Source organism: Geoglobus acetivorans, from assembly GCF_039641995.1.
Taxonomy (GTDB): domain Archaea; phylum Halobacteriota; class Archaeoglobi; order Archaeoglobales; family Archaeoglobaceae; genus Geoglobus; species Geoglobus acetivorans.
Map to the genome: position 1 here is coordinate 1,115,073 of NZ_CP087714.1, position 20,641 is coordinate 1,135,713.

The following is a 20,641-nucleotide window of genomic DNA, read 5'->3' on the forward strand; positions in this document are numbered from 1 at the left end:
CATTTATCCACAATGAAGGTCAGGGCGGCTGTTCTTCCAATTAATGCAGGCAAATTTGCGGTTGCCTTAAATCAGGATGATGCTGCAGAGATTGGTGTTTCAGAAGGAGACAGGATCAGAGTCATAAAATCGGGGAAAAGTGTAAGTGCGATAGTTCAAATAGCTTTTGGCCTGATTTCCCGGGGGAAAATTGGCGTTTATGAGGAAATTGCAGCAGAGTTGAATCTTAAAGATGGGGACGAGGTTGATATATACCCCATTTCAAGGCCATCCAGTGTTGAATTCATCAGAAAAAAGCTCAGTGGGAAAAAATATTCGAGAGAGGAACTTTACAGTATAATCTCTGACGTCGTTGATGGCAATCTTGCAGAAGTCGAGCTTACAGCATTTGTTCTTGGCAGCTATCTTGTGGGGATGGATTTTGATGAAATTGAGTGGATGACAAAGGCGATGATTGATACTGGAGAAGCCATAGAGTTCGAGAAAGGTGTTGTGGTTGACAAGCACAGCATAGGTGGGGTTCCCGGAAACAAGGTGAGTCTGCTCATCGTGCCCATAATTGCGGCATCCGGGTTGCTGATTCCCAAAACCGCAAGCAGGGCAATAACCTCTGCAAGCGGTACTGCGGACACAATGGAAGTGCTTGCAGATGTCAACATGTCTGTTGAAGAGATTAAGGAAATAACCCTGAAAACAGGAGGCGTAATTGCATGGGGCGGTGCAACCAACATAGCTCCTGCTGATGACAAGATAATAAGGGTGGAATATCCTTTATCCATAGACCCAAGGCCTCAGCTTCTGGCGAGTGTTATGGCCAAAAAAGGTGCTGTCGGGGCGAGACACGTTGCGATAGACATCCCGGCAGGAAACGGGACGAAAATCTCGTCTGTTGAAGAGGGCAGGAAGCTTGCTGGAGAGTTTGTGGAGCTCGGAAGGAGACTCGGTCTGAATGTTTCGTGCGCCATCACCAATGGTTCACAGCCTGTTGGGAGGACAGTTGGACCTGCTCTGGAGGCCTGGGAAGCACTGAAAACGCTTGAAGAAAGAAAAGGTTCGTCAAGTCTGATCGAGAAATCCCTCGGAATTGCAGGTTTGCTTTTTGAGATTTCTGGATTTGCGCAGGACGGATATGATCGTGCAAAAATGATTTTCGAGAGTGGAAAGGCTCATCAGAAACTCCTGGAGATAATTCAGGCTCAGGGCAGTAAGGGAATACTCAAGTCTGACGACATTCCAATAGGCGAGGAAAAATATGTGATTGAGAGCAAGTTTGAGGGTGCGGTTGTCGACATTCTGAATCAGAGGGTTGTCCGGTTGGCAAGACTGGCTGGGGCTCCGAAGGACAAGGGAGCGGGTGTTTACATTCACAGGAAGCGAGGGGAGGTCGTGAAAAAGGGTGACCCTTTGATTACGATTTATGCTGAAACGGCCTGGAAACTGGAAAAGGCTATTGAGTATGCGATGGAAAATCCACCCATAGTCGTATCAGGGATGATACTGGAGAAGTACCCCTCTTTCAAGGTTGTTTGAGGTGATTATTATGGGTGCAGTTAATGGCCTTAAGGATGTGGTTGCTGCTGAGTCGAGCATATCGCGGATTGCCATCGAGGACGGTAAGGCGGTACTGGAATACCGAGGATACAACATTCATGATCTCGCAAGACATTCGACCTACGAAGAGGTGGCATATCTGCTGCTTTTCGGTGAACTTCCATCGAAGAGCGATCTGGAATACTTCAGCGAGGATCTGAAGGAGAGGAGGGAGCTACCGCCCCAAATAGTTGGCCTGCTCACGAACCTCTCACCGTTCTGTCATCCCATGGTTGCTCTGAGAACTGCGGTGAGTTTTCTGGGAACAATGGACAAACACATCTCATTTACAGGCCACGAAAAGAGCATTGAAAAGGCAAAAAACCTTATTGCCAAGTTTCCGACCATTGTCGCTTACTTCCACAGAATCAGGATGGGTGAAAAGCTGGTCCATCCCAGCGAAGACCTCGGACATGCGGCCAACTTTCTGTACATGCTCCATGGCGAAGAGCCTACAAAGACCATGGAAAAAGCCCTTGACCTGGATTTCATTCTTCATGCGGATCATGAACTGAACGCCTCTACCTTCGCGGCAAGGGTCGCAGCATCAACGCTCGCTGACATGTACGCCTGCGTTGTTGCCGCAACAGGAACCCTCATTGGGCCTCTGCATGGGGGTGCGGCTCAGAGGGTAATGGAAATGCTCAGAGAAGTGGCATTGCCAAAGAGGGCAGAGAGATATGTGCTTGAAAAGCTGGCAAAGGGAGAGAGAATCATGGGGTTTGGACACAGAGTGTACAGAAATGTCATAGATCCAAGGACGGTTGAGCTGAAGAGGCTTGCAAGAATGCTTTCTAAGGAGAAGGGAACAAGATGGTTTGAGATCAGTGAGGCCATAGAAAAGGCAGTTTACCGGCATAAAGGGCTGTTACCCAACGTTGACTTTTACTCGGCCAGCGTGTATGCGAATCTTGGCATTCCGGATGACCTCTTCATAAACATTTTTGCCATCGGAAGGGTTTCTGGCTGGACCGCACACATCATCGAACAGTATGAGAACAATGTTCTGATACGACCGAGAGCGGAATATATTGGGCCAGCGGGGAAAAAATTCCTCCCTCTGAGTGAGAGAGAATAAGTTTTTTATAATCTTTTTTCACCTCAGTTTCAGGAGGTGTTACTTTGTTTGAGTTAGCTGAGAGGCTAAGAAAATTACCGCCATATCTTTTTGCAGAGCTTGACGAAATGAAGGCGAAGAAGGAAAGTGAGGGAGTGAATGTCATAGACTTCGGAGTGGGTGATCCAGATCTTCCGACTCCCAAGCATGTTGTTGAAGCGATGAAAAAGGCTGTGGAGAAGGTTGAGAATCAGAAATACCCAAGCTATGCCGGGAAGTATGAGTTTAGAGAAGCAGTTTCAAACTTCTACAGGCGGAGAAAGGGCGTGGAGGTGGAACCTGACAGTGTTATCGCTCTAATTGGGTCAAAGGAAGGTATTGCTCACCTTCCTCTGGCGTTCGTGGAAAGTGGAGACTATGTTATATATACCGAACCAGGGTATCCTGTTTATCACTCATCGGCCATCATGGCTGGAGGAATACCGTATGAACTGCCCTTGAAGGAAGAAAACGGATTTTTACCAGATCTGGATAGCATTCCTGATGAGGTCGCAAGAAAAGCGAAAATCATGTTTCTAAACTATCCGAACAACCCCACAACCGCCGTTGCTGAAATGGATTTCATTAAGGAGGCCGTGGATTTCTGCATCGACAATAAAATCATTCTTGCCCACGATGCGGCCTACAGCGAAATAGGATTCGATTACAGACCCAGGAGTTTCCTTGAGTACGAGAATGCCTTCGAATGTGTGATTGAGTTTGGATCTCTCAGCAAAACCTACAACATGACCGGTTGGAGGATAGCCTATGCTCTCGGAAACGAAGATGCTGTGAAGGGGTTGCTGAAGGTAAAGACCAACGTTGATAGCGGTGTTTTCAATGCAGTCCAGGAAGCGGGTATGGCTGCACTGAATGGGAGCGATGATGTGATTGAAGAGAACAATGCCATTTACAGGGAAAGAAGGGACAGGCTTGTTGATGGGCTTAAAGAGCTTGGTTTCAAGGTTGAAAAACCAAAAGCAACGTTCTATGTCTGGCTCAGGGTGGACATGCCCAGCATGGAGTTTGCCAAGCAGCTTCTCGACAAGGCAGGCGTTCTTGTAACTCCTGGCGTTGGATTCGGGAAGAGCGGAGAAGGATATGTTAGATTTGCCCTGACAAGGGATGTTGCCGTGATTGATGAAGCTCTGAGAAGAATGGAGGGAGTCGATATTGTTTAGCTCGAAAGATGGGAGACTTCTCATAGAAGAGGTTGATTTTGAAGAAATAGTGGAAAAAACCGGCACCCCTGTTTACATCACCTCAAGGAAAAAGCTTGAAGAAAATATCAGATTATTCCAGGAGAGCTTTGGATTTGCCAGAATGCTCTATGCAGTCAAGGCCAACAATAACCTGACCATCATGAAAATTTTTGCAAGAAATGGCTTTGGTGCCGATGTTTTCAGTCTGGGTGAGCTTTATCTCGCTCTTCTTGCTGGATTTGACCGAAATTTCATCCTGTTCAACGGAAACTCCAAAAGTGATGAGGAAATAGAGGCCGGTATTAAGGCTGGGGTGAAGTTCAGCGTTGATAGCCTTGACGAGCTTTACACGATTTCCGAGATTGCCCAAAATTGCGGAAGAGAGGTAAAGATAGCGTTCAGGGTAAATCCGGATATAAGTGCAGAGACCCACCCCAAGATCGCAACTGGTTTGAAAACATCTAAATTCGGGATTCCGGCTGAGCAGATTCTTGAGGCTTACGAGGCCGCAGTTCAGGCTGGTGCTGTGGTTCCGGTTGGAATTCACTGCCACATAGGAAGCCAGATTAGGGATGTAGAGCCTTTCGTGCATGAGCTTGAAAAGATGTTTGAAATTGCAGCAGAGCTTGAAAAACTTGGTGTGAGGCTTGAGTTTCTGGACATGGGCGGTGGATTTGGTATAGATTACGAAGGAGATGGTGAGTGCAGAGTGGAAAAATTCTCCCAGCCAATCAAAAAAACGCTTGAGAATGGGCTCCAGATGTTGAAGTCCAAGCCGGAACTCTGGATTGAGCCGGGGAGAAGCCTTGTCGCCAATACGACAATTCTGCTTACCAGGGTAAATGCGGTGAAAAAAGCCTACAAAAACTTTGTCGCTGTGGATGCGGGCTTCAATCTGCTCATAAGACCGGCCATGTACGACTCATACCACAGGGTGGTGGTTGCGAACAAAATGGAGAAGCCAGCAGAAGAGCTGTATACAATTGCTGGCCCGATATGTGAGTCTGGCGACATTCTTGCAAAAGACAGAAAGCTTCCAAAAGTTAAGAGGGGTGATTACATTGCCGTTTTTGATGCGGGGGCATACGGGTTTGCAATGAGCAGCCAGTACAATGGCAGACCAAGATGCGCTGAGGTTCTTGTTGATGGGGGTCTGTTCCACATCACCCGGGAAAAGGAAACCGTTGGGGATCTCATTGCAAGACAGAGAATCCCAGAAGAACTCTTTTAATCTTTTAACACAATATAAAAAATTTGGAAATCAGATCCCGAGGGATCTTCTTTTGTCAAGAATGACCTGCTCTATCTTTTCAGCGGCTTTGACCGGGTCTTCTTCTACGAGAACTCTTCCTCCGGTCAGCTTCTGAACGTCCTCTGTAAACAGCCTTACGGCCTTATCGCTGCCCGTTATTGGTGGCACAGGTGATACATGTGTCACAACACCGTACGCCACGGCGAAGACAGCATCTATTGTGGCCTTCTGCTCCATGTACTCTGGAGCGGTCGCTGCGATGGGGAGGTCGGGTATGTCCACTCCAAGCTTTTCAGCAAGGATTCTGAGCAGATACGCAAGTCTGCCGGTGTCCGTGCAGGTTCCGAAACTCAGAACGGGCGGGATGTTGAGCGCCTCACAAACCTTCTTCAGGTTCTCTCCTGCAAGGTCCTTCGCATCCACTGAGGTCAGACCAGCTACCTGGAGTGCTGCGTTTCCACAGCCGAGCGAGAGAACAAGGATGTCTCTCTTGATCAGTTCCTTTGCTATGGTTACCGTGCTGCTGTCGTGTGGGCCGTTCTTGAGCGTGGTGCAGCTCACCAGGCCGACCACTCCCTTTATGGATCCATTTTTGATAGCCTCAAGCAGATTGTCCACACCAACAAGCTTGTCTATTGCCTCAGGCGAAAATCCGACGACAATTTTTTGCTTTTTACCAACTCTTACTGCTTTTGTCTTGTCCCTCTGCTTGAAGTTCTCTATTGCGATTTGTATAAGCTCTTTTGCTATATCTTCAACTTTTTCAGGCTCGTAGTCCAGACCCTCGTCTATTCCCTTGAATCTCACCAGTTTGCTGACGGGAACTATTTTTACGCCATACTTTTCGTATTCTGGCAGTGATGGAAGAGAGCAGTTCATGTCTGCAGCAAAAACGTCAACAGCTCCGGTGGCGAGAGCGTATTCCTGCACGATCCAGTTTCCTACAATTCCTGCAAAGACAGGGCTGTCAACTCTTTGAATTATTTCCTGTCCAGTTTCAATGAATCCCACCACTCTCAGTCCCTTTGCTCCAGCTTTCCTTGCCATTTCCTGTACTTCTTCTTTTTCTGCCAGCTTTATCAGCGCCATGCCAACAAAAGGCTCATGACCGTTGACTGCTATGTTAACATACTCGGGGTCGAGAATTCCGAGGTCTGCATAGGTTTCGTGAGGCATTGGGGTTCCGAACAGAATGTCCTGTATGGTTTCGAGAGCAATCTGGGCTGCAAGGCATGTAGATATGCCCAGAGACATGGATTTTTTCGCGAGTGAGACATAATTGCTGTCAACGTTGGTCATGGAGGATGATCCAACCGTCAAAAGCTCCAGGAATACCCCGCTGGGCATCAATCCGAGCTCCTTCCACAGTTCCTTCCTTTTTTCTGGAGCAAGTATTTCGACGAGCTTGCTTGTTTCTGTGGAACTCAGGTCGGATATCACAAAATCTGCGACCTTGATTGCAAGCTCCTTTATGTCTTCTCCTTCAATTCCGAGCAGCCCGGCAAACCATTTGAGTTTCTCAGGTTCCTTTATCTCAAATGGTGTTTTCCCCTCAGCAGTGGCTCTCAATGTTTTTGCGGCCTCAATTGCGTGATATGTGTATGCTTCCGTTCCGAGCATGTTCTTGTGAACAAAATTCCTCACGACCATTCCTGCTGCGTCGATACCGCAGGCACCGTAGGGATTGGTCTGGGTTATTCTGCAGGGACCCATGCTGCACAGCTGGCAGCTCAAACCCTTTTCACAGAATGGACATCTTGTTTTCTCCTGTGCGTTAAATCTGTCCACAATGTTTGTTGTTTCGTTTTTCACTTTGTTGTACATTTCATTTATTGTCTCGTGGTAACTAACAGTTTCTTCCAGTTTCATGATCAATTTCACAAGAATACTTCATATATTTTTTGACCCTAAGATTTTTGGCAGAAAAGAAAAATATGTGGGGCTATAAAAATTTAGGATTTTTTGCTTTTAAGCTCCGGGAAGTCCTCGTAGAAGTATTCGTGTTCTCCTCTCTCTCCTTTCTTCTTTTTCTCCTCTTCAAGTTTTCTGAGTTCAACCCTTCTTATCTTACCGCTGATTGTCTTTGGAAGTTCCGGCACAAATTCTATTATTCTCGGAATCTTGAACCTTGCGAGGATGTTTCTGCAGTGCTGGAACAGTTCAAGTGCAAGCTCTCTGGACGGCTCGTGTCCAGGCTTGAGAATGACGAACGCCTTCACGAGCTGATATCTGACAGGATCAGGGCTGCCGACAACTGCAGCTTCAGCCACAGCGGGATGCTCGATCAATGCGCTCTCAACTTCGAATGGTCCAACTCTGTAATCTGACGTCTTTATGACATCATCTGCCCTACCGACGAACCACCAGTATCCATCCTCGTCGAAGTATGCCTTGTCTCCGGTGTAGTAGTATTTGCCGACAAACACCTTTGCAGTCTTCTCCGGATCACCCATGTATTCCTTGAACAGGCCAATTGGCCTCCATCTGTCAACCCTCACGACAATGTGCCCAACCTCTCCTGGCTTTGTTATCTCATTGCCTTCATCATCCACGAGAGTTACATCATGCATGAATGAGGGCCTTCCGAATGAGCCTGGCTTTATCTTGCCCTTGAACCAGGGCGGGTTGCCGATCATGGCTGTACTCTCCGTCTGACCGTAGAAATCTCTGATTTCTGTGTTGGTGTACTTCAGCCACTGTTCGTATATTTCAGGGTTGAGCGGTTCTCCTGCACTGACAACGTCTCTCAGCTTGTAGTCGTACTTTCCGATGTCTGAGAGCAGGAACAGTCTCCAGGCTGTTGGCGGGGCACAGAATGTTGTAACACCGTTCTCGTCAAGTGCCTGTAGATACTGATCTCCGTTCAGCCTTCCGGAATAGTAGAATCCTGTTGCAGTGGCACCGACGATCAGGGGAGCGAAGAATGAACTCCATGCATATTTGGCCCATCCTGGCTGGCTGAGATTGTTGTGGACGTCTCCGGGCTGGATGTTGATAAAGCACGCAGTGCTCAGGTGTCCCAGAGGGTACGATGTTGCCGTATGGACAACCCTCTTTGGCAATCCCGTGGTTCCTGATGTGAAGAAGCAGAATATAACATCGTCATACCTTGTTTTTGCGCTTTCAGCGGTTCCGCTCTCTTTTCTTACTTCGTCATAGCTTGTCCATCCGTCCTTCTGCCCCAGAACGATCTTCACCTTGGGTTCGACACCGGCCAATTCAAGAGCCTCATCAATGACTTTCGCTGAGGCCTCATCTGCTATAACTGAGTCTGGTGGATAGGTTTTGAATCTGTATTCGAGCTCCCTTGCCGTCATGGTTGTTGCTGTTGGGACTCCAACAAATCCTCCCTTGACTGTTGCAAGGGTGCTGAACCAGATCTCTGGCACGAGCGGAATCATCATGTAGAAGTTATCTCCCTTGTCTATCCCGTGGCCTCTCAGGAAATTGACTATTCTGTTTCCCTCCTCTGCAAGCTCTTTGTAGCTGAATTTCTTTTTCTCCCCTGTCTCAATGTCTGTCCAGAGAAGCGCAGTTTTGTCGCCGTTTTCCTTTACGTGTATTCCCTCGAAGATTTCTTCTGCCCAGTTGAAGTACTCGGGCAGCTGCATCGTGTTTAGGTTTTTGAAGAATTCTTCCATCGCCTTTGCCTTGTTCTCGTCGTCAGGCAACTGCACAAGTTCAATAAACTTCCTGTAAACTTCCTCCATTGCCATAAGTTCCACCTTCCGTAAATTTTAATCGCAATGTTTTTTGATGATACTTAAGCTTTTCGAATTTAATTAAATAATAATTTAAATCAGATTAGCCGTTATAATTTTATCTTCTAAAAAATACTTTACGATAAATGGGACTCACTTATCCGATCCCTGGCTCTGACGGGCGAGCTCAGAAATGGTAAAATTCCTGTTTTTGTTACCTGTGTTTTCCGGGGTAATTTCTCTATTGGTCCATTTGGGATAACAGGGAGGTTGCAATCCCCATCATCACGGGTGATTTCTGTAGGCAAAACCGGGAAAATCTATTTTATTTTAAAATTAAAAAAGGTTCGGGTGATGACATGAAGGTCGTTATAGTGGGTGCAGGAGCTGGCGGGATGACTGCGGCCTCAAGAATACGTGCGCTAAAACCTGAATGGGATGTGAAAGTTTTTGAGGCGACAGGCTTTGCAAGTCACGCTCCCTGCGGGATACCGTATTCCATTGAGTATGGCTTTCCGGGCGACGAGCTGATGTATTACAGACCAGAAGTATTCATAAAGGAAAGAGGAATAGATCTGCGCCTCCATGCGAAGGTCACTGAGGTAAAGGATGGCAGCATAGTTGTTGATGAAAACGGGGTAAAGAATGAGTACGAATGGGATAAACTGCTAATAGCCACGGGCGCCTCGCCAAAAGTTCCACCGATTGAAGGAGTTGACCTTGAAAACATCTACACCGTCGATCTTCCCCCAGATGCAGAAATTCTGAAGAGCGCTCTGGCAGAGGCTAAGAACGTTGTCATAGCAGGTGCAGGATATGTGGGCCTCGAGATGGCTGAAGCGGTATCCTCCCTTGGAAAAAAGGTTACTGTTGTGGAAATGGCGGAACATCCCTTACCGAATTTTGACAGTGAGATTGGAGAAATTCTGAAGAAAGACATGGAGCAGAAGGTTGACCTGAGGCTTAATGAAAAAATAGAGGCCTTCGAAGGCAGGGACAGTGTTGAGAGAGTCATTACTGATAGGGGGGAGTACAGAGCAGACCTTGTCATCCTTGCTCTGGGTGTAAAGCCCAATGTTGAGCTTGCGGAGCAGATAGGGGTTGAGCTTGGGGAAACTGGTGCCATCCGGGTCAATCAGAAAATGGAGACAAGTGTTGAGAACGTTTACGCTGCAGGAGATGTTGCCGAGACGAGGCATCTCATCACGGGCAAACCAGCATGGATTCCTCTGGCACCGGCTGGAAACAAGATGGGGTATGTTGCGGGAGTCAACATGTCTGGTGGGAACATAGAATTTCCTGGCGTTGTAGGCACCCAGATCACAAAATTCTATGACCTGCAGATTGCAAAGACAGGGTTGAGCGAGAAAGAGGCGATAAAAGAAGGTTTTGAGGTTAAGAGTGCGTTCATAACTGCCAATACCAAGGTCCACTATTACCCCGGGGCGAAGAAAACATATCTCAAGGTTGTTAAGGATGCGGAGACCAACAGGATTCTCGGTGCACAGATTGCAGGGTATGAGATGGTCGCAATGAGGGTCAATGTTTTTGCAGTGGCGATCCAGGCTGGATTAACAACGAAGGACGTATTCTTCTCTGATCTGGCTTACGCCCCGCCATTCACACCGATCTGGGATCCCGTGATTGTGGCTGCAAGGGTGCTGAAGTTTTAGCAAAACCTTTTTTATTGCTCTTTTTTATTTCTTCCAATGAAGTCTGAGCTTGAAAGTCTCATAGATGAAATCAAATCCTGCAGAAAGTGCACTCTCCATCTGACAAAGAAAAATTACGTCCCCGGAGAGGGAAATGAGAATGCACAGATAATGTTCATCGGCGAGGCACCTGGCAGGGAGGAGGACGAGCAGGGCAGGCCTTTTGTGGGAAATGCTGGCAAGCTTCTCACTGCTCTAATAGAACGAAAGCTGGGTCTTGCCAGGAAAGATGTTTACATTGCAAACATTCTGAAATGCAGACCACCCAACAACAGGGACCCCATGGAGCATGAGGTGGATGCGTGTTTTCCGTATCTCCTGAGGCAGATTGAAATAATTAAGCCTGATGTCATAGTCTGTCTCGGCAGACACTCTGCAAAAACCATTTTCGAGCATTTTGAGATACCCTTCAGGAATATTTCCAGAGACAGGGGGAAGGTGCACGTTAAGAATACAGATTTTGGGAAGATCAGCTTTGTGGCTACATATCATCCAGCGGCGGCGCTTTACAAACCGGCTTACAGGGAAATAATTGAGAGTGATTTTGAGAAGATAAGCGGTCTGATAAAAAGAAAAAATTTGACTCTTTCAGACTTCATATCTGATTAGAATATTGTGCAGATTGCTTCACCGAGAGGTGTCAGCAGTATCTTTACGTTTTTACCCTCTCTTTTTGTTTCTATGTATCCATCTTTTTCAAGTCCTTTCAGATGGTAGCTCATTTTTGCTCTCTGAGCCATATACGCTTTATCCTTTTCGAGCTTTCCATCGACGAGTTTTATCAGCGTGTTTATTGAGTCAACTTCTTTTCCATTTTCGTATATTGCTTTCAGGATTGTTATTTTGTCCTGTCCGATCCTCTTGAGCGGAGGAACAGGTATTTCTACAATTTTTTCGATTCCAGCTTCTTTGTCCTTTTCATACTTCGGCATTCCCACGTAAAGCCTGCCACCTGTCAGCTGGGCAACCAGGTAGAGCGAGATCATCAGCGTCCTTGGAGAATCTGTGGCGTTTATCAGGAGGTTATTGCCTTCAGCTATTTCTGGTTTTATCTGGTCCAGTATTTTTATGGCAGAATCATATACATCGGTCTCACTAACTCTGATTTTTTCGATCTCGACGAGAACGCTCAGCATTTTTTCAAGGTCTTCAGCGACTTCCATGTAACCCTCGCCGTCCGGAATTATCAGGTAGGCCTTCTGTATGGGGTACCCGCTCAGTTTCAAGCTTTCCATGATTCTCTCTTTGTTCCTTCCAACCGCAATAACATGGACTGCTTTTGCCATGCGTTCCATTTTGTGGAAAACTTAATAAATTTTTCTATAGGTGATGGCGTGTTGTTATTTGTCAAAGATGTGGTGAATAGTTAAACGCTGTAACAATCTAATTAAAAAGCCTGAATCGGTACCTGACAAATGCTATACGGTGGAAGAATTGAGGGTCGAGAGGGGTTATCACAATCATGAAAAGGATTATATAATCCGGTTTTCGAATTATCTTGATGAGCAATCTGAAAGATTATGCTAAACTTCTGACAGAATTGCCCCCTCCTGAGGGATATGAAGAAATTGAGTCTTATCCTATTTACGGGGGAAGGGTTTTTTCTGCCATCAAAATCCTGCAGGAAGGCCTCGATGCTCTGTATTATGTTATTGAGCCGCCCCTTAATGAATATGAAGAAGTTAAGAATGACATCCTGAGAAGACTCGAGTTCGTCCTGCCGTCAATCCATGAGAAAAAAGACAAGGAAAAGGCGATAGTTGAGACATTTGACAGGATTGTGGAATCTCTGAAGCTTAAATTGGAGGACGAATATTACTATCACGCTCTTCTTTATTATGTGCTGAGGGAGACACTGCTTTACGGCCCCATCACCCCCCTCATGAATGACCGCTTGATAGAGGACATCTCCTGCAACGGCTACAACAAACCCCTCTACATCTACCACCGCAACTACCAGAACATCAGAACAAACATCACCTTCAGTGAAGATGAGCTGGACATGTTCGTCATAAAGCTTGCCCAGATGTCGGGCAAGCACATAAGCATAGCCGAACCCCTGCTCGACGCATCCCTTCCAGACGGATCCAGAATCCAGATGACCTTGGCTAAAGAGGTAACAGACCACGGCTCCACATTCACCATAAGAAAGTTCAGAGATGAACCTGTAACCCCTGTCGACCTCATCGCCTGGGGAACCTTCAGCATAGAGCAGATGGCCTACCTCTGGCTCTGCATAGAGAACAAGAGGTCCCTCATCTTCGCAGGAGGAACCGCAAGCGGAAAAACCACATCCATGAACGCCGTCTCAATCTTCATCCCGAGAAGCTCAAAGATAGTAACCATTGAGGACACAAGAGAGATAATGCTCCCCCACGAGAACTGGATTCCCGCAGTCACAAGGGAAACGGGAAAGGTCGTGGACATGTATGATCTGCTCAGAGCAGCCTTGAGACAGAGACCCGAATACATAATAGTCGGAGAAGTCAGGGGAAAGGAGGCATTAACCCTCTTCCAGGCAATGTCCACGGGCCACACCACCTACTCAACACTCCATGCTGACTCCGTCAATGGCGTCATCCACAGGCTTGAAAACCCGCCCATAAACGTCCCCAGAGCCATGATCGAAGCTTTGGACATAGTCAGCATCCAGGCCCAGGTCTTCATGGGCAAGAAGAGGGTGAGAAGAAACCTGGAGATAGCAGAGATCATAGGCGTTGACCCCCACACAAAGATCATGAGAACCACAACAGTCTTCACCTGGGACTCAAGCAAGGACGAGCACGTAATGGTCGGCAGCTCAAAAGCCCTCGAAGAACTCAGAATCATGAGGAACTGGTCGAGAAAGGAACTCGAACAGGAGCTGAAGAGAAGGGAAGCAGTCCTCAAATACATGCTCGACAAAAACATAAGAGACTTTAAGGAAGTTGCCAGAATAATCCAGCTCTATCAGGTAGATCCGGATAAGGTGATGGAGCTTGTCGAGTCTTGGGATGATGAGAAGAGAGCTGCAAAGGCTGGCGGAAAAGTCTCCGGAAACGCTGAAGTTCTGCAGGAAGGTCCTTGATTCGGAGAGGTACGGGGGTAACGTTATACTGATGGTGGTGGATGCAGCCATAACATCCGTTGGGGTCAATTATTTTTCTGTGGTAGTTCCGAGAGTCCTTGAATTTAAAAGGAGATTTATTGATTCCGGGAGAATTGCAGGCTTTGGCGATCTGATTTCATGTGATGATGCTGAACTTTATTCATTGTGGAAGAATAAAAGGAGCTGGCAGGTTGCAAAAGGAGTGTGCAGCATAATTTCAGAGTACGGTGAGGGTGCCACAGCCCTGAGGGGGTGGGCTAAAGAGGCGGAGGTTGAAAGCTGGAGGGAGTGGCTTGACGTGAAAGGGGCAGGAATAAACACCTTCCAGTACCTCAGGATGATGGGAGGGGTTGACACCGTTATGCCTGACCGTATCGTGAGGAGATTCGTTGGAAGGTTTATTGATCATCCGAACGAACCTGTTGAGTTCATCAGATTTGTGGAATCTTTGTCCAGAGAAGTGGGATTTGGAAGTACCGAAATATGCTGGCTTTCCTGGCTTTCAAGTTACGATGATGAAAAAATAAGAAGGTATTCCCGAATTCTGGCCAAAATTTAAATATTGACGGAACAGTATTAAAGCGGTGAAATGTGATATATGCGGAAAGGATGAGCTTCTTCCGTACAAATGCAGTTATTGTGGAGGTACGTTCTGCTCTGATCACAGGTTGCCCGAAAAGCACAGCTGCGAGGGGCTGTATGATATTCCTGTTAAGGTTAAGCGGGACAGAGATATAGGGCGGAGACAAAGGAGCAGAATTGCTGAATTGCAGAAGTATGATCCCGAATTGAAGGTCAGAAAAAACCCGTTTGAGATTTATGGCTACAACAACATGATTCTTGCAATAATCACTGTCCTGTTTGCTCTGACGCTCATATTCAGACCTCTCTTCAATCTGCTTGCTCTTTATCCTTACGACGTCTATCTGCGACCCTGGCAGCTTATTACCAGCATCTTCCTTCATGGTTCGTTTGAGCATTATTTTGTAAATGCTCTCGTGCTTTTCTTCTTTGGAACAGAGCTTGAAAGAAGAGTAGGCGGGAAGAAGTATCTCGAGATATTTCTGCTTTCAGGCATTTTTGGGAACGTGATGTATGTCCTTTTTTCATACGCAAGTGGGACATTTACGCCGGCTGTAGGAGCTTCAGGGGCGATTTACGGTGTAATGGGGGCTCTCGCCATCATGGCTCCGGAGATCAGAGTGCTGCTGTTCTTCTTTATCCCGATGAATATCCGAATGGCAGTACTCCTGTTTGCGCTCTACAATCTGCTGATGACTCCGTTTTCGCTTTTCACCGGTGTGGCTTACATAGCACACCTCGGAGGGCTTGTGGTGGGACTTTACTATGGTGATAGACTGAGAATGAGAAGGAGGCTGCGTCTTTGAAGGCTTGGATTGAAAGAGAAAGGCTTGACGGAGAGGTGGTGGACTGTCTCACGGTGATACTCCCCACGAGGGGGTGTGGATGGGATAAATGCTACATGTGTAGCTACACCCTCGACTCAGACAGAAACGCAACCCAGGAGACGGTTTACAGGGCGTTTGAAAAAGCTGCAGGAAAAAAACAGGTGGAAGTGCTGAAAATATTTACCTCAGGCAGTTTTTTCGATGAGGGTGAGGTTGAGAGGGAAACAAGGGAGAAAATCTACCGCAGGGCAGTGGAGCTGGGATTCAGAAAGCTTGTTGTTGAAAGCAGACCTGAGTTTCTGACTGAAGCGGTGGTTGAGGAAATCTCTCAGGCCGACATAGAGATTGAGATCGGTATAGGTCTCGAAACTTCCAACGATTTCTACAGAGAACACCTGATTAACAAAGGCTTCAGCTTCGAGGAATACAGAAACGCAGTCGAACGTGTAGGTAGTGTGGCGAGGATCAAGACCTATCTGCTGCTCAAACCCCCTCTGCTCACGGAGAAAGAGGCGATGGAGGACATGAAGAAGTCCATTGAAGACGTAAAGCCTTACACGGATGTGGTCTCGCTCAACCTCATGACAATCCATTCAGGGACGTATGTTGAAAAGCTGTGGAGAGAAGGCGTTTACAGGCCTCCGTGGCTGTGGAGTGCTGTGGAAATCCTGAAATGGGCGGATCTGGACATACTGTGTGATCCGGTTGCGGGAGGGAAACGGAGAGGTCCCCACAACTGCTTCAAATGTGACAGCTCTGTTGTGGACGAGATAAGGAGATTTTCACTTACAGGAGATAAAGGGGTTTTCGAGACTGATTGTGAGTGCAAGGAGAAGTGGAAACTCGCTCTTGAGGCTGAAGACCTTATAGAAAAGCCTCTTTTTCCATAGAGGTAAGTTTTAAATACTCTCCTCCCTACTCTGACACGTGAGATTTGAAAGCAGAGCAGATGGGTTTTCAGGGGCTGAAAGCGTAACTGTGGATGTTAACAGAATGCTCGTCCCGAAAAAGGTATTCTTCACAGCGGGAGCGGGCAGTCATGAGGATGAGCTGGTCAGCTTTGAGCTTGCATTGAGGGATGCTGGCATAGAAAGGTTCAACCTCGTCCCTGTGAGCAGTATATTTCCACCTCAGTGTGAAATAATCGGCATTGACGACGGTCTGAGGGAGCTTTACCCCGGTCAGGTTGTTTTCTGCGTGATGTCGAGGGAGACGAGCAACGAAGAGGGTAAGAAAATTTATGCGAGCGTTGGAGCGGCAATCCCTGAAGATTCCTCTCTTCACGGGTATCTTACAGAATATCACGGGGAGTACACCGGAGAGGATGTTGGGAGGAAGGCTGAGGAGAGCGCGGCGTTCATGCTCGAAACAGCCTTCGGCATAAAGCCTGCAAAGACCTTCAATGTAACGAAGGTGGCAGAGGTAAAGGATTATACGACGGTTGTTGCTGCTGCGGTTTTTGTTTTCTAATCAATCTTTCCGTAAATTCCGAAATCTAAGGGCATGTCCTGCACGTAATTCTTTCCAAGTTTTAATGCCATTTCTGCTTTTTTCAGCTCTCTCCCAAGGTACGCTGCGTGGTCCAGTCTGGTTACCAGCTTGAGTCTCAGGATGGTGTCAATTATGCTCTTTGCATCCCTCCCTGCAATAATTGCCTTTTCGTGGCTGCAGACTATTTTATTTCCTGAAATCCATATTCTGAAATCGCCGGCAGGATCTCTAACGAATCTTTCGCTTTTTTCGGCTTCAATATACTCTCTAAGATCTTGTGCTTCTGCAACTTTTCGTTTCTCCTTCAGTACAAGCAGAGAAATGCCCAGATCTTTTGGTGGAGACTCTTTTATTTTAGCTCCCCTGACCATGATGCTTGCGGTTCTAAGCTCCTTAATGCACCCCCTCGTTTTAACGCTCGCCTCGGTAGTGAAAAGCAGGTCAGCTTTAAGCTCCTCCGCAATGTATGCGAGAATCCCGTTCATACCCACACTGTCTGCATCGAAAAGTTCGGTGATGTTTCCTGAACCGAAAAGCATGGGGGTTGTGACATCGATTTCCCTGTATTTTCTGTATCTTGCCAGGGAATCGAAAAATCCGTTTATGTCCAGCACCGGATCTGCTATAACTCTGTCTGTTTTTGTTTTTATAAAGTCAACCAGCCACTTCAGCCTCACCGGGTTTCTTTCGACGGCGACAACTGCCTGATCTTTAATATAATTCAGTGCCTTCAGATTCGAGAGTGAGATGCTCATGACCATGTCGGCACCGCTTTCGACTCCCGCCCTTATTGCTCTTGGGGAGAATGTATCTATGCTGACCGCATTGCAGCAATCTTTTGCTATCTTAACTGCTTTTTTGACATCTTCTGTGGAAAAACTTATTGGAATGCCGAGGTCTATTATGTCAGCGCCACTTTCGAGATAGTGTTCTATTCTCTCCACAAGCTCATATCTTTCAAGCTCGGTGGCATCGACGATCTCGGCAACAACCTTTAATCTGCTCTCACCTCCGATAACGATGCCGTTTATGTCAAATACGCCCTTTTCGAGCGTCTCAATCTCTTTCAGAATTTCATTTCGTCTGTCAATCTCAACAAGTCTGTCCGCAGGGATCTCGTGAGAAAGTTCGATTTCGTCAAGTCTTTTCAGTATTGAGGGAATGTCGTATGCGTGAATAGGTCCGAGGCGAATTTTAACGCCACTCTCTTTTTCCAGTTCTCTCCACCTTCCTTTGGCAAGTCCCGGAACAAGCACGAGATCGTAATCGGAAAGGTCAAGATTCTCAAGGTCTTTTTCCGATACAAAAGCAGCGACGTCAACATCCGCCACATGAACGTCATTTCCCATGGCGTTTTCCCTTACCATTTTTTCGGCCAGTCTTCCTGTGACGAGAAGGACCTTCACAAATCTTATTTTACCTTAAAGTCAAAAAGTCTTCGATGAAAAGGGCTGAACTGCATGTCCACTCCACGTACAGTGACGGCCTTGACAGGGTTGAGCGAATTGTTGATGAAGCCGTGAGACTCGGAATCGATGCGATCTCAATAACGGATCATGACACTGTGGAGGGGAGCATGGCGGCACTTGATTACGTCAGGGATGAGCATCTGGACATTGAGATAATACCGGGTGCTGAAGTTTCAACTTCTGATGGACATCTTCTCGTTTATTATATCGAGAGGGACATCGATAGGGGTATGTCTCTGATGGAAACGATCGGCGAGGTGAGAAAGCAGAACGGAATCTGTGCTGTGTCGCATCCCTTCCAGATAGAGAGGAGTGGTGCTTTCAGGATCGAGCTTATAAAGCACGCAGACGCTTTGGAGGTTTTCAATGCAAAGTATGTCGTAGGTATTTTCAACAGGATTTCCGAAAGAATTGCGGATAAATACAGAATGGCTAAAATAGCGGGTAGCGATGCCCATACGGCAAACGAGGTGGGATACGGGTTGACTCTATATACGGGAAATCTGAAAGAAGCTATTGCGGAGAGAAAAACCGAATATTCCGGCCGCAAAATGCCGCTTTCGAGGCAGATAGGTTATTCGCTGAAAAAGAAGTTCATCCGCCAATTTTGATGTGCTTGAACTATGGTGGTTTTTCCCCGACCATGCTTTAAGCGATTTATTAGAATGATTTAAATTATCAGACTCTCACCTTTACCACGTGAAGATATCCGAGTTTCAGAGACTGATAAAAGACCTTTACTACGAGAAGGACATCGAAAGGGGTGTGGGAAAGACCTTTTTCTGGTTTATTGAGGAAGTTGGGGAACTTTCAGAGGCGCTGAGAAAAAACAAAAATCTCGGGGAAGAATTTGCAGATGTCTTCGCCTGGCTCGTGAGTCTGGCAAATCTTTGCGGGATTGAACTTGAGGAAGAGGTGAGGAAGAAATATCCGGATTACTGCATAAAATGTGGTTCCCGGCCATGTAAGTGTGAGGAGGGATTGTGATATGTTTCTGATTGCAAGAGATGAGGATATACGGAACGGGATTGTGACTGATAAATACTTTGTGTGGACTGAAAAAGTTTTGAGAGAGAAAAAGGTCAATCCGTACGTTGTGGCAGAATTCACGGCATCCAGCTGGGGTATTTTTTCGGGACTGCGTGATGTGCTTGAGCTGATGGAGGGCATAAATGTTGACATTTATGCGATGAAGGAAGGAACGCTTTTCTTTCCTCATGAACCTGTAATGGTCATTGCTGGCCACTATCTGGATTTTGCCAGGTTTGAGACTGCGATACTCGGTTTCATCTGCCACTCTTCCGGTGTTTCCACCAAGGCGTTCAGAACCAAGCTCGCCGCGGGCGACAGAAAGGTTCTGTCATTCGGGACGAGAAGACAGCATCCTGCTATAGCTCCAGTTATTGAACGGGCAGCGTGGATAGGGGGAGTGGATGGTGTGAGCAACGTTTCAGCAGAGAAGTATCTCGGCATTGAGAGCGTCGGAACGATGCCCCACGCCCTGATAATCTCATTTGGGGACCAGATCTCAGCATGGAGAGCGTTTGATGAGGTTGTTGATGAAAATATTCCCCGGACGCTTCTTGCGGACACATATTTTGATGAGAAAACCGAAGCCATACTTGCGATCGAGAATGTGGAGAGGGTTGATGGGCTCAGATTTGATACTCCCGGCACGAGAAGAGGTAACATGCGGAAGATAATCGAGGAAATTAAGTGGGAGCTCAGAATAAGGGGCAGGGGCGATGTGAAGATTGTTGTGAGCGGTGGGCTCGACATAGATGACATTGTGGCTTTGAGGGACATCGTTGACATCTTTGGCGTGGGAACGAGCATAGCAGGAGCAAACCCTGTTGATTTCTCCATGGATATTGTGGAAAGGAATGGCGAGTTCTGCGCCAAAAGAGGGAAGAGAGGGGGAATGAAGCAGGTTTACAGAGACTGGGATAGCTTGAGGGATGAAATCAGGCTGTTCATCGAGGATAAGCCCGAGGGCATGGAGCCGCTGCTTGAGAAGGTCATGGAAGGCGGAAAAGTCTTGATGAAGAGCGATATGGGTGAGGCGAGAGAACTCGCACTCAGGCAGATGGAAATCATAAGGGCGCTTGGCAGAGAGAATGAGTTTGTCTAACATTCTGACCTAACTTTTCTCCCTTTTCTCGAGCATTTCTTCGACCCTCTTTAGCTTGAGTATGATGTATGTTAATGCTGTGGAGAATGTGGCGAGTCTGTAGTCTCCAAAACCTGTAATCATTCCTATTGCAGCTGTCATCCAGAGACTCGCTGCCGTGGTGATTCCGACAACTTTTGTTCTTTCTTTCCTCTGCTCGGCAAGTATCGTGCCGGCTCCGATGAAACCTATTCCGGAAACAACTCCTGCAGCTATCCTGGCAGGGTCGTTAAAGAATCTGGCCGAGACTATCATGAACAGACACGACCCTGCAGATACGAGCATGTGGGTTCTGAGTCCGGCAGGTTTGTGGACTTTTGATCGTTCGAGTCCCACAACCGCTCCGAAAACTGATGCAAGAATGAGGGAAATGTATTCTTCCATAAACTGAACTTTGCGTTTCAATACAAAATTTTTTTCGCCAGCATTCTGGACGAATAAATTAATATTTGGGTTTGACA

General features: G+C 47.0%; 19 protein-coding genes. 14 read left to right on the forward strand and 5 right to left on the reverse strand.

Going from position 1 to position 20,641, the window contains the following annotated elements:
- Nucleotides 1–12 precede the first annotated feature (12 nt).
- From LPQ35_RS06625 to lysA, 4 genes are read left to right on the forward strand one after another with little or no spacing between them, the layout of a single operon-like run.
- Nucleotides 13–1,530, forward strand: coding sequence for an AMP phosphorylase (locus LPQ35_RS06625; RefSeq protein ID WP_193807862.1), 1,518 nt, complete (start codon nucleotides 13–15; stop codon nucleotides 1,528–1,530).
- 10 nt (nucleotides 1,531–1,540) lie between these two features.
- Nucleotides 1,541–2,668, forward strand: a complete 1,128-nt coding sequence (locus tag LPQ35_RS06630; RefSeq protein WP_193807863.1) for a citrate/2-methylcitrate synthase — start codon at nucleotides 1,541–1,543, stop codon at nucleotides 2,666–2,668.
- Nucleotides 2,669–2,712: 44 nt separating this feature from the next.
- On the forward strand, nucleotides 2,713–3,867 hold the full coding sequence (locus LPQ35_RS06635; protein ID WP_193807864.1) for an LL-diaminopimelate aminotransferase: 1,155 nt from the start codon (nucleotides 2,713–2,715) through the stop codon (nucleotides 3,865–3,867).
- Nucleotides 3,860–5,119 carry a diaminopimelate decarboxylase gene (gene lysA, locus LPQ35_RS06640; RefSeq protein ID WP_193807865.1) on the forward strand — a complete coding sequence of 420 codons (1,260 nt, stop codon included), beginning with the start codon at nucleotides 3,860–3,862 and terminating at the stop codon, nucleotides 5,117–5,119. The genes LPQ35_RS06635 and lysA overlap by 8 nt, the downstream gene beginning before the upstream one ends.
- A gap of 30 nt (nucleotides 5,120–5,149) precedes the next feature.
- On the opposite strand, the gene cooS is transcribed toward lysA, so the two are convergent.
- On the reverse strand, nucleotides 5,150–7,009 hold the full coding sequence (gene cooS, locus LPQ35_RS06645) for an anaerobic carbon-monoxide dehydrogenase catalytic subunit (protein WP_193807866.1): 1,860 nt from the start codon (nucleotides 7,007–7,009) through the stop codon (nucleotides 5,150–5,152).
- Between the two features lie 83 nt (nucleotides 7,010–7,092).
- The gene (locus LPQ35_RS06650; protein WP_193807867.1) at nucleotides 7,093–8,856 is read right to left on the reverse strand and encodes an AMP-binding protein; all 1,764 of its coding nucleotides are present in this window, start codon (nucleotides 8,854–8,856) and stop codon (nucleotides 7,093–7,095) included.
- 344 nt (nucleotides 8,857–9,200) lie between these two features.
- Between LPQ35_RS06650 and LPQ35_RS06655 the strand changes: the two genes are divergently transcribed.
- Together LPQ35_RS06655 and udg are read left to right on the forward strand one after the other, a co-directional pair.
- Complete coding sequence (locus LPQ35_RS06655; protein WP_193807868.1) at nucleotides 9,201–10,514, forward strand: FAD-dependent oxidoreductase; 1,314 nt, start codon at nucleotides 9,201–9,203, stop codon at nucleotides 10,512–10,514.
- A 36-nt stretch (nucleotides 10,515–10,550) separates the two neighbouring features.
- Nucleotides 10,551–11,162 (forward strand): type-4 uracil-DNA glycosylase, encoded by a 612-nt coding sequence (gene udg, locus LPQ35_RS06660; RefSeq protein WP_193807869.1) that lies wholly within the window; start codon nucleotides 10,551–10,553, stop codon nucleotides 11,160–11,162.
- Here the strand turns inward: udg and LPQ35_RS06665 are convergent.
- The gene (locus tag LPQ35_RS06665) at nucleotides 11,159–11,839 is read right to left on the reverse strand and encodes a DUF6293 family protein (protein ID WP_193807870.1); all 681 of its coding nucleotides are present in this window, start codon (nucleotides 11,837–11,839) and stop codon (nucleotides 11,159–11,161) included. The genes udg and LPQ35_RS06665 overlap by 4 nt on opposite strands.
- Nucleotides 11,840–12,054: 215 nt before the next feature.
- Here LPQ35_RS06665 and LPQ35_RS06670 point away from each other — a divergent pair, with 215 nt between their 5' ends.
- From LPQ35_RS06670 to LPQ35_RS06690, 5 genes are all read left to right on the forward strand, one after another.
- Nucleotides 12,055–13,620, forward strand: coding sequence for an ATPase, T2SS/T4P/T4SS family (locus LPQ35_RS06670; RefSeq protein ID WP_346297595.1), 1,566 nt, complete (start codon nucleotides 12,055–12,057; stop codon nucleotides 13,618–13,620).
- Nucleotides 13,547–14,200 (forward strand): hypothetical protein, encoded by a 654-nt coding sequence (locus tag LPQ35_RS06675; RefSeq protein WP_193808098.1) that lies wholly within the window; start codon nucleotides 13,547–13,549, stop codon nucleotides 14,198–14,200. Before LPQ35_RS06670 ends, LPQ35_RS06675 begins: the two co-directional genes overlap by 74 nt.
- A 25-nt stretch (nucleotides 14,201–14,225) precedes the next feature.
- The gene (locus LPQ35_RS06680) at nucleotides 14,226–15,029 is read left to right on the forward strand and encodes a rhomboid family intramembrane serine protease (protein ID WP_193808099.1); all 804 of its coding nucleotides are present in this window, start codon (nucleotides 14,226–14,228) and stop codon (nucleotides 15,027–15,029) included.
- Nucleotides 15,026–15,940: an archaeosine biosynthesis radical SAM protein RaSEA gene (locus LPQ35_RS06685; RefSeq protein ID WP_193808100.1), complete on the forward strand. Its 915-nt coding sequence runs from the start codon at nucleotides 15,026–15,028 to the stop codon at nucleotides 15,938–15,940. The genes LPQ35_RS06680 and LPQ35_RS06685 overlap by 4 nt, the downstream gene beginning before the upstream one ends.
- 103 nt (nucleotides 15,941–16,043) lie before the next feature.
- Complete coding sequence (locus LPQ35_RS06690; RefSeq protein WP_193808268.1) at nucleotides 16,044–16,520, forward strand: pyruvoyl-dependent arginine decarboxylase; 477 nt, start codon at nucleotides 16,044–16,046, stop codon at nucleotides 16,518–16,520.
- On the opposite strand, the gene LPQ35_RS06695 is transcribed toward LPQ35_RS06690, so the two are convergent.
- Nucleotides 16,517–17,947 (reverse strand): dihydropteroate synthase-like protein, encoded by a 1,431-nt coding sequence (locus LPQ35_RS06695; protein WP_193808101.1) that lies wholly within the window; start codon nucleotides 17,945–17,947, stop codon nucleotides 16,517–16,519. The genes LPQ35_RS06690 and LPQ35_RS06695 overlap by 4 nt on opposite strands.
- A gap of 35 nt (nucleotides 17,948–17,982) precedes the next feature.
- On the opposite strand from LPQ35_RS06695, the gene LPQ35_RS06700 reads away from it, so the two are divergent.
- The 3 genes from LPQ35_RS06700 to LPQ35_RS06710 all read left to right on the forward strand — a co-directional run bounded on the left by LPQ35_RS06700 (nucleotide 17,983) and on the right by LPQ35_RS06710 (nucleotide 20,141).
- Nucleotides 17,983–18,621: a PHP domain-containing protein gene (locus LPQ35_RS06700; RefSeq protein ID WP_193808102.1), complete on the forward strand. Its 639-nt coding sequence runs from the start codon at nucleotides 17,983–17,985 to the stop codon at nucleotides 18,619–18,621.
- Nucleotides 18,622–18,709: 88 nt separating this feature from the next.
- Complete coding sequence (locus LPQ35_RS06705) at nucleotides 18,710–18,997, forward strand: MazG nucleotide pyrophosphohydrolase domain-containing protein (protein ID WP_193808103.1); 288 nt, start codon at nucleotides 18,710–18,712, stop codon at nucleotides 18,995–18,997.
- Between the two features lies 1 nt (nucleotide 18,998).
- A complete protein-coding gene (locus LPQ35_RS06710) occupies nucleotides 18,999–20,141 on the forward strand; it encodes a nicotinate phosphoribosyltransferase (RefSeq protein WP_193808104.1) in 1,143 nt (380 codons plus the stop codon).
- 9 nt (nucleotides 20,142–20,150) lie between these two features.
- Here LPQ35_RS06710 and LPQ35_RS06715 read toward each other — a convergent pair whose 3' ends face one another.
- Nucleotides 20,151–20,564, reverse strand: coding sequence for an MgtC/SapB family protein (locus LPQ35_RS06715; RefSeq protein ID WP_193808105.1), 414 nt, complete (start codon nucleotides 20,562–20,564; stop codon nucleotides 20,151–20,153).
- Between the last annotated feature and the right edge of the window lie 77 nt (nucleotides 20,565–20,641).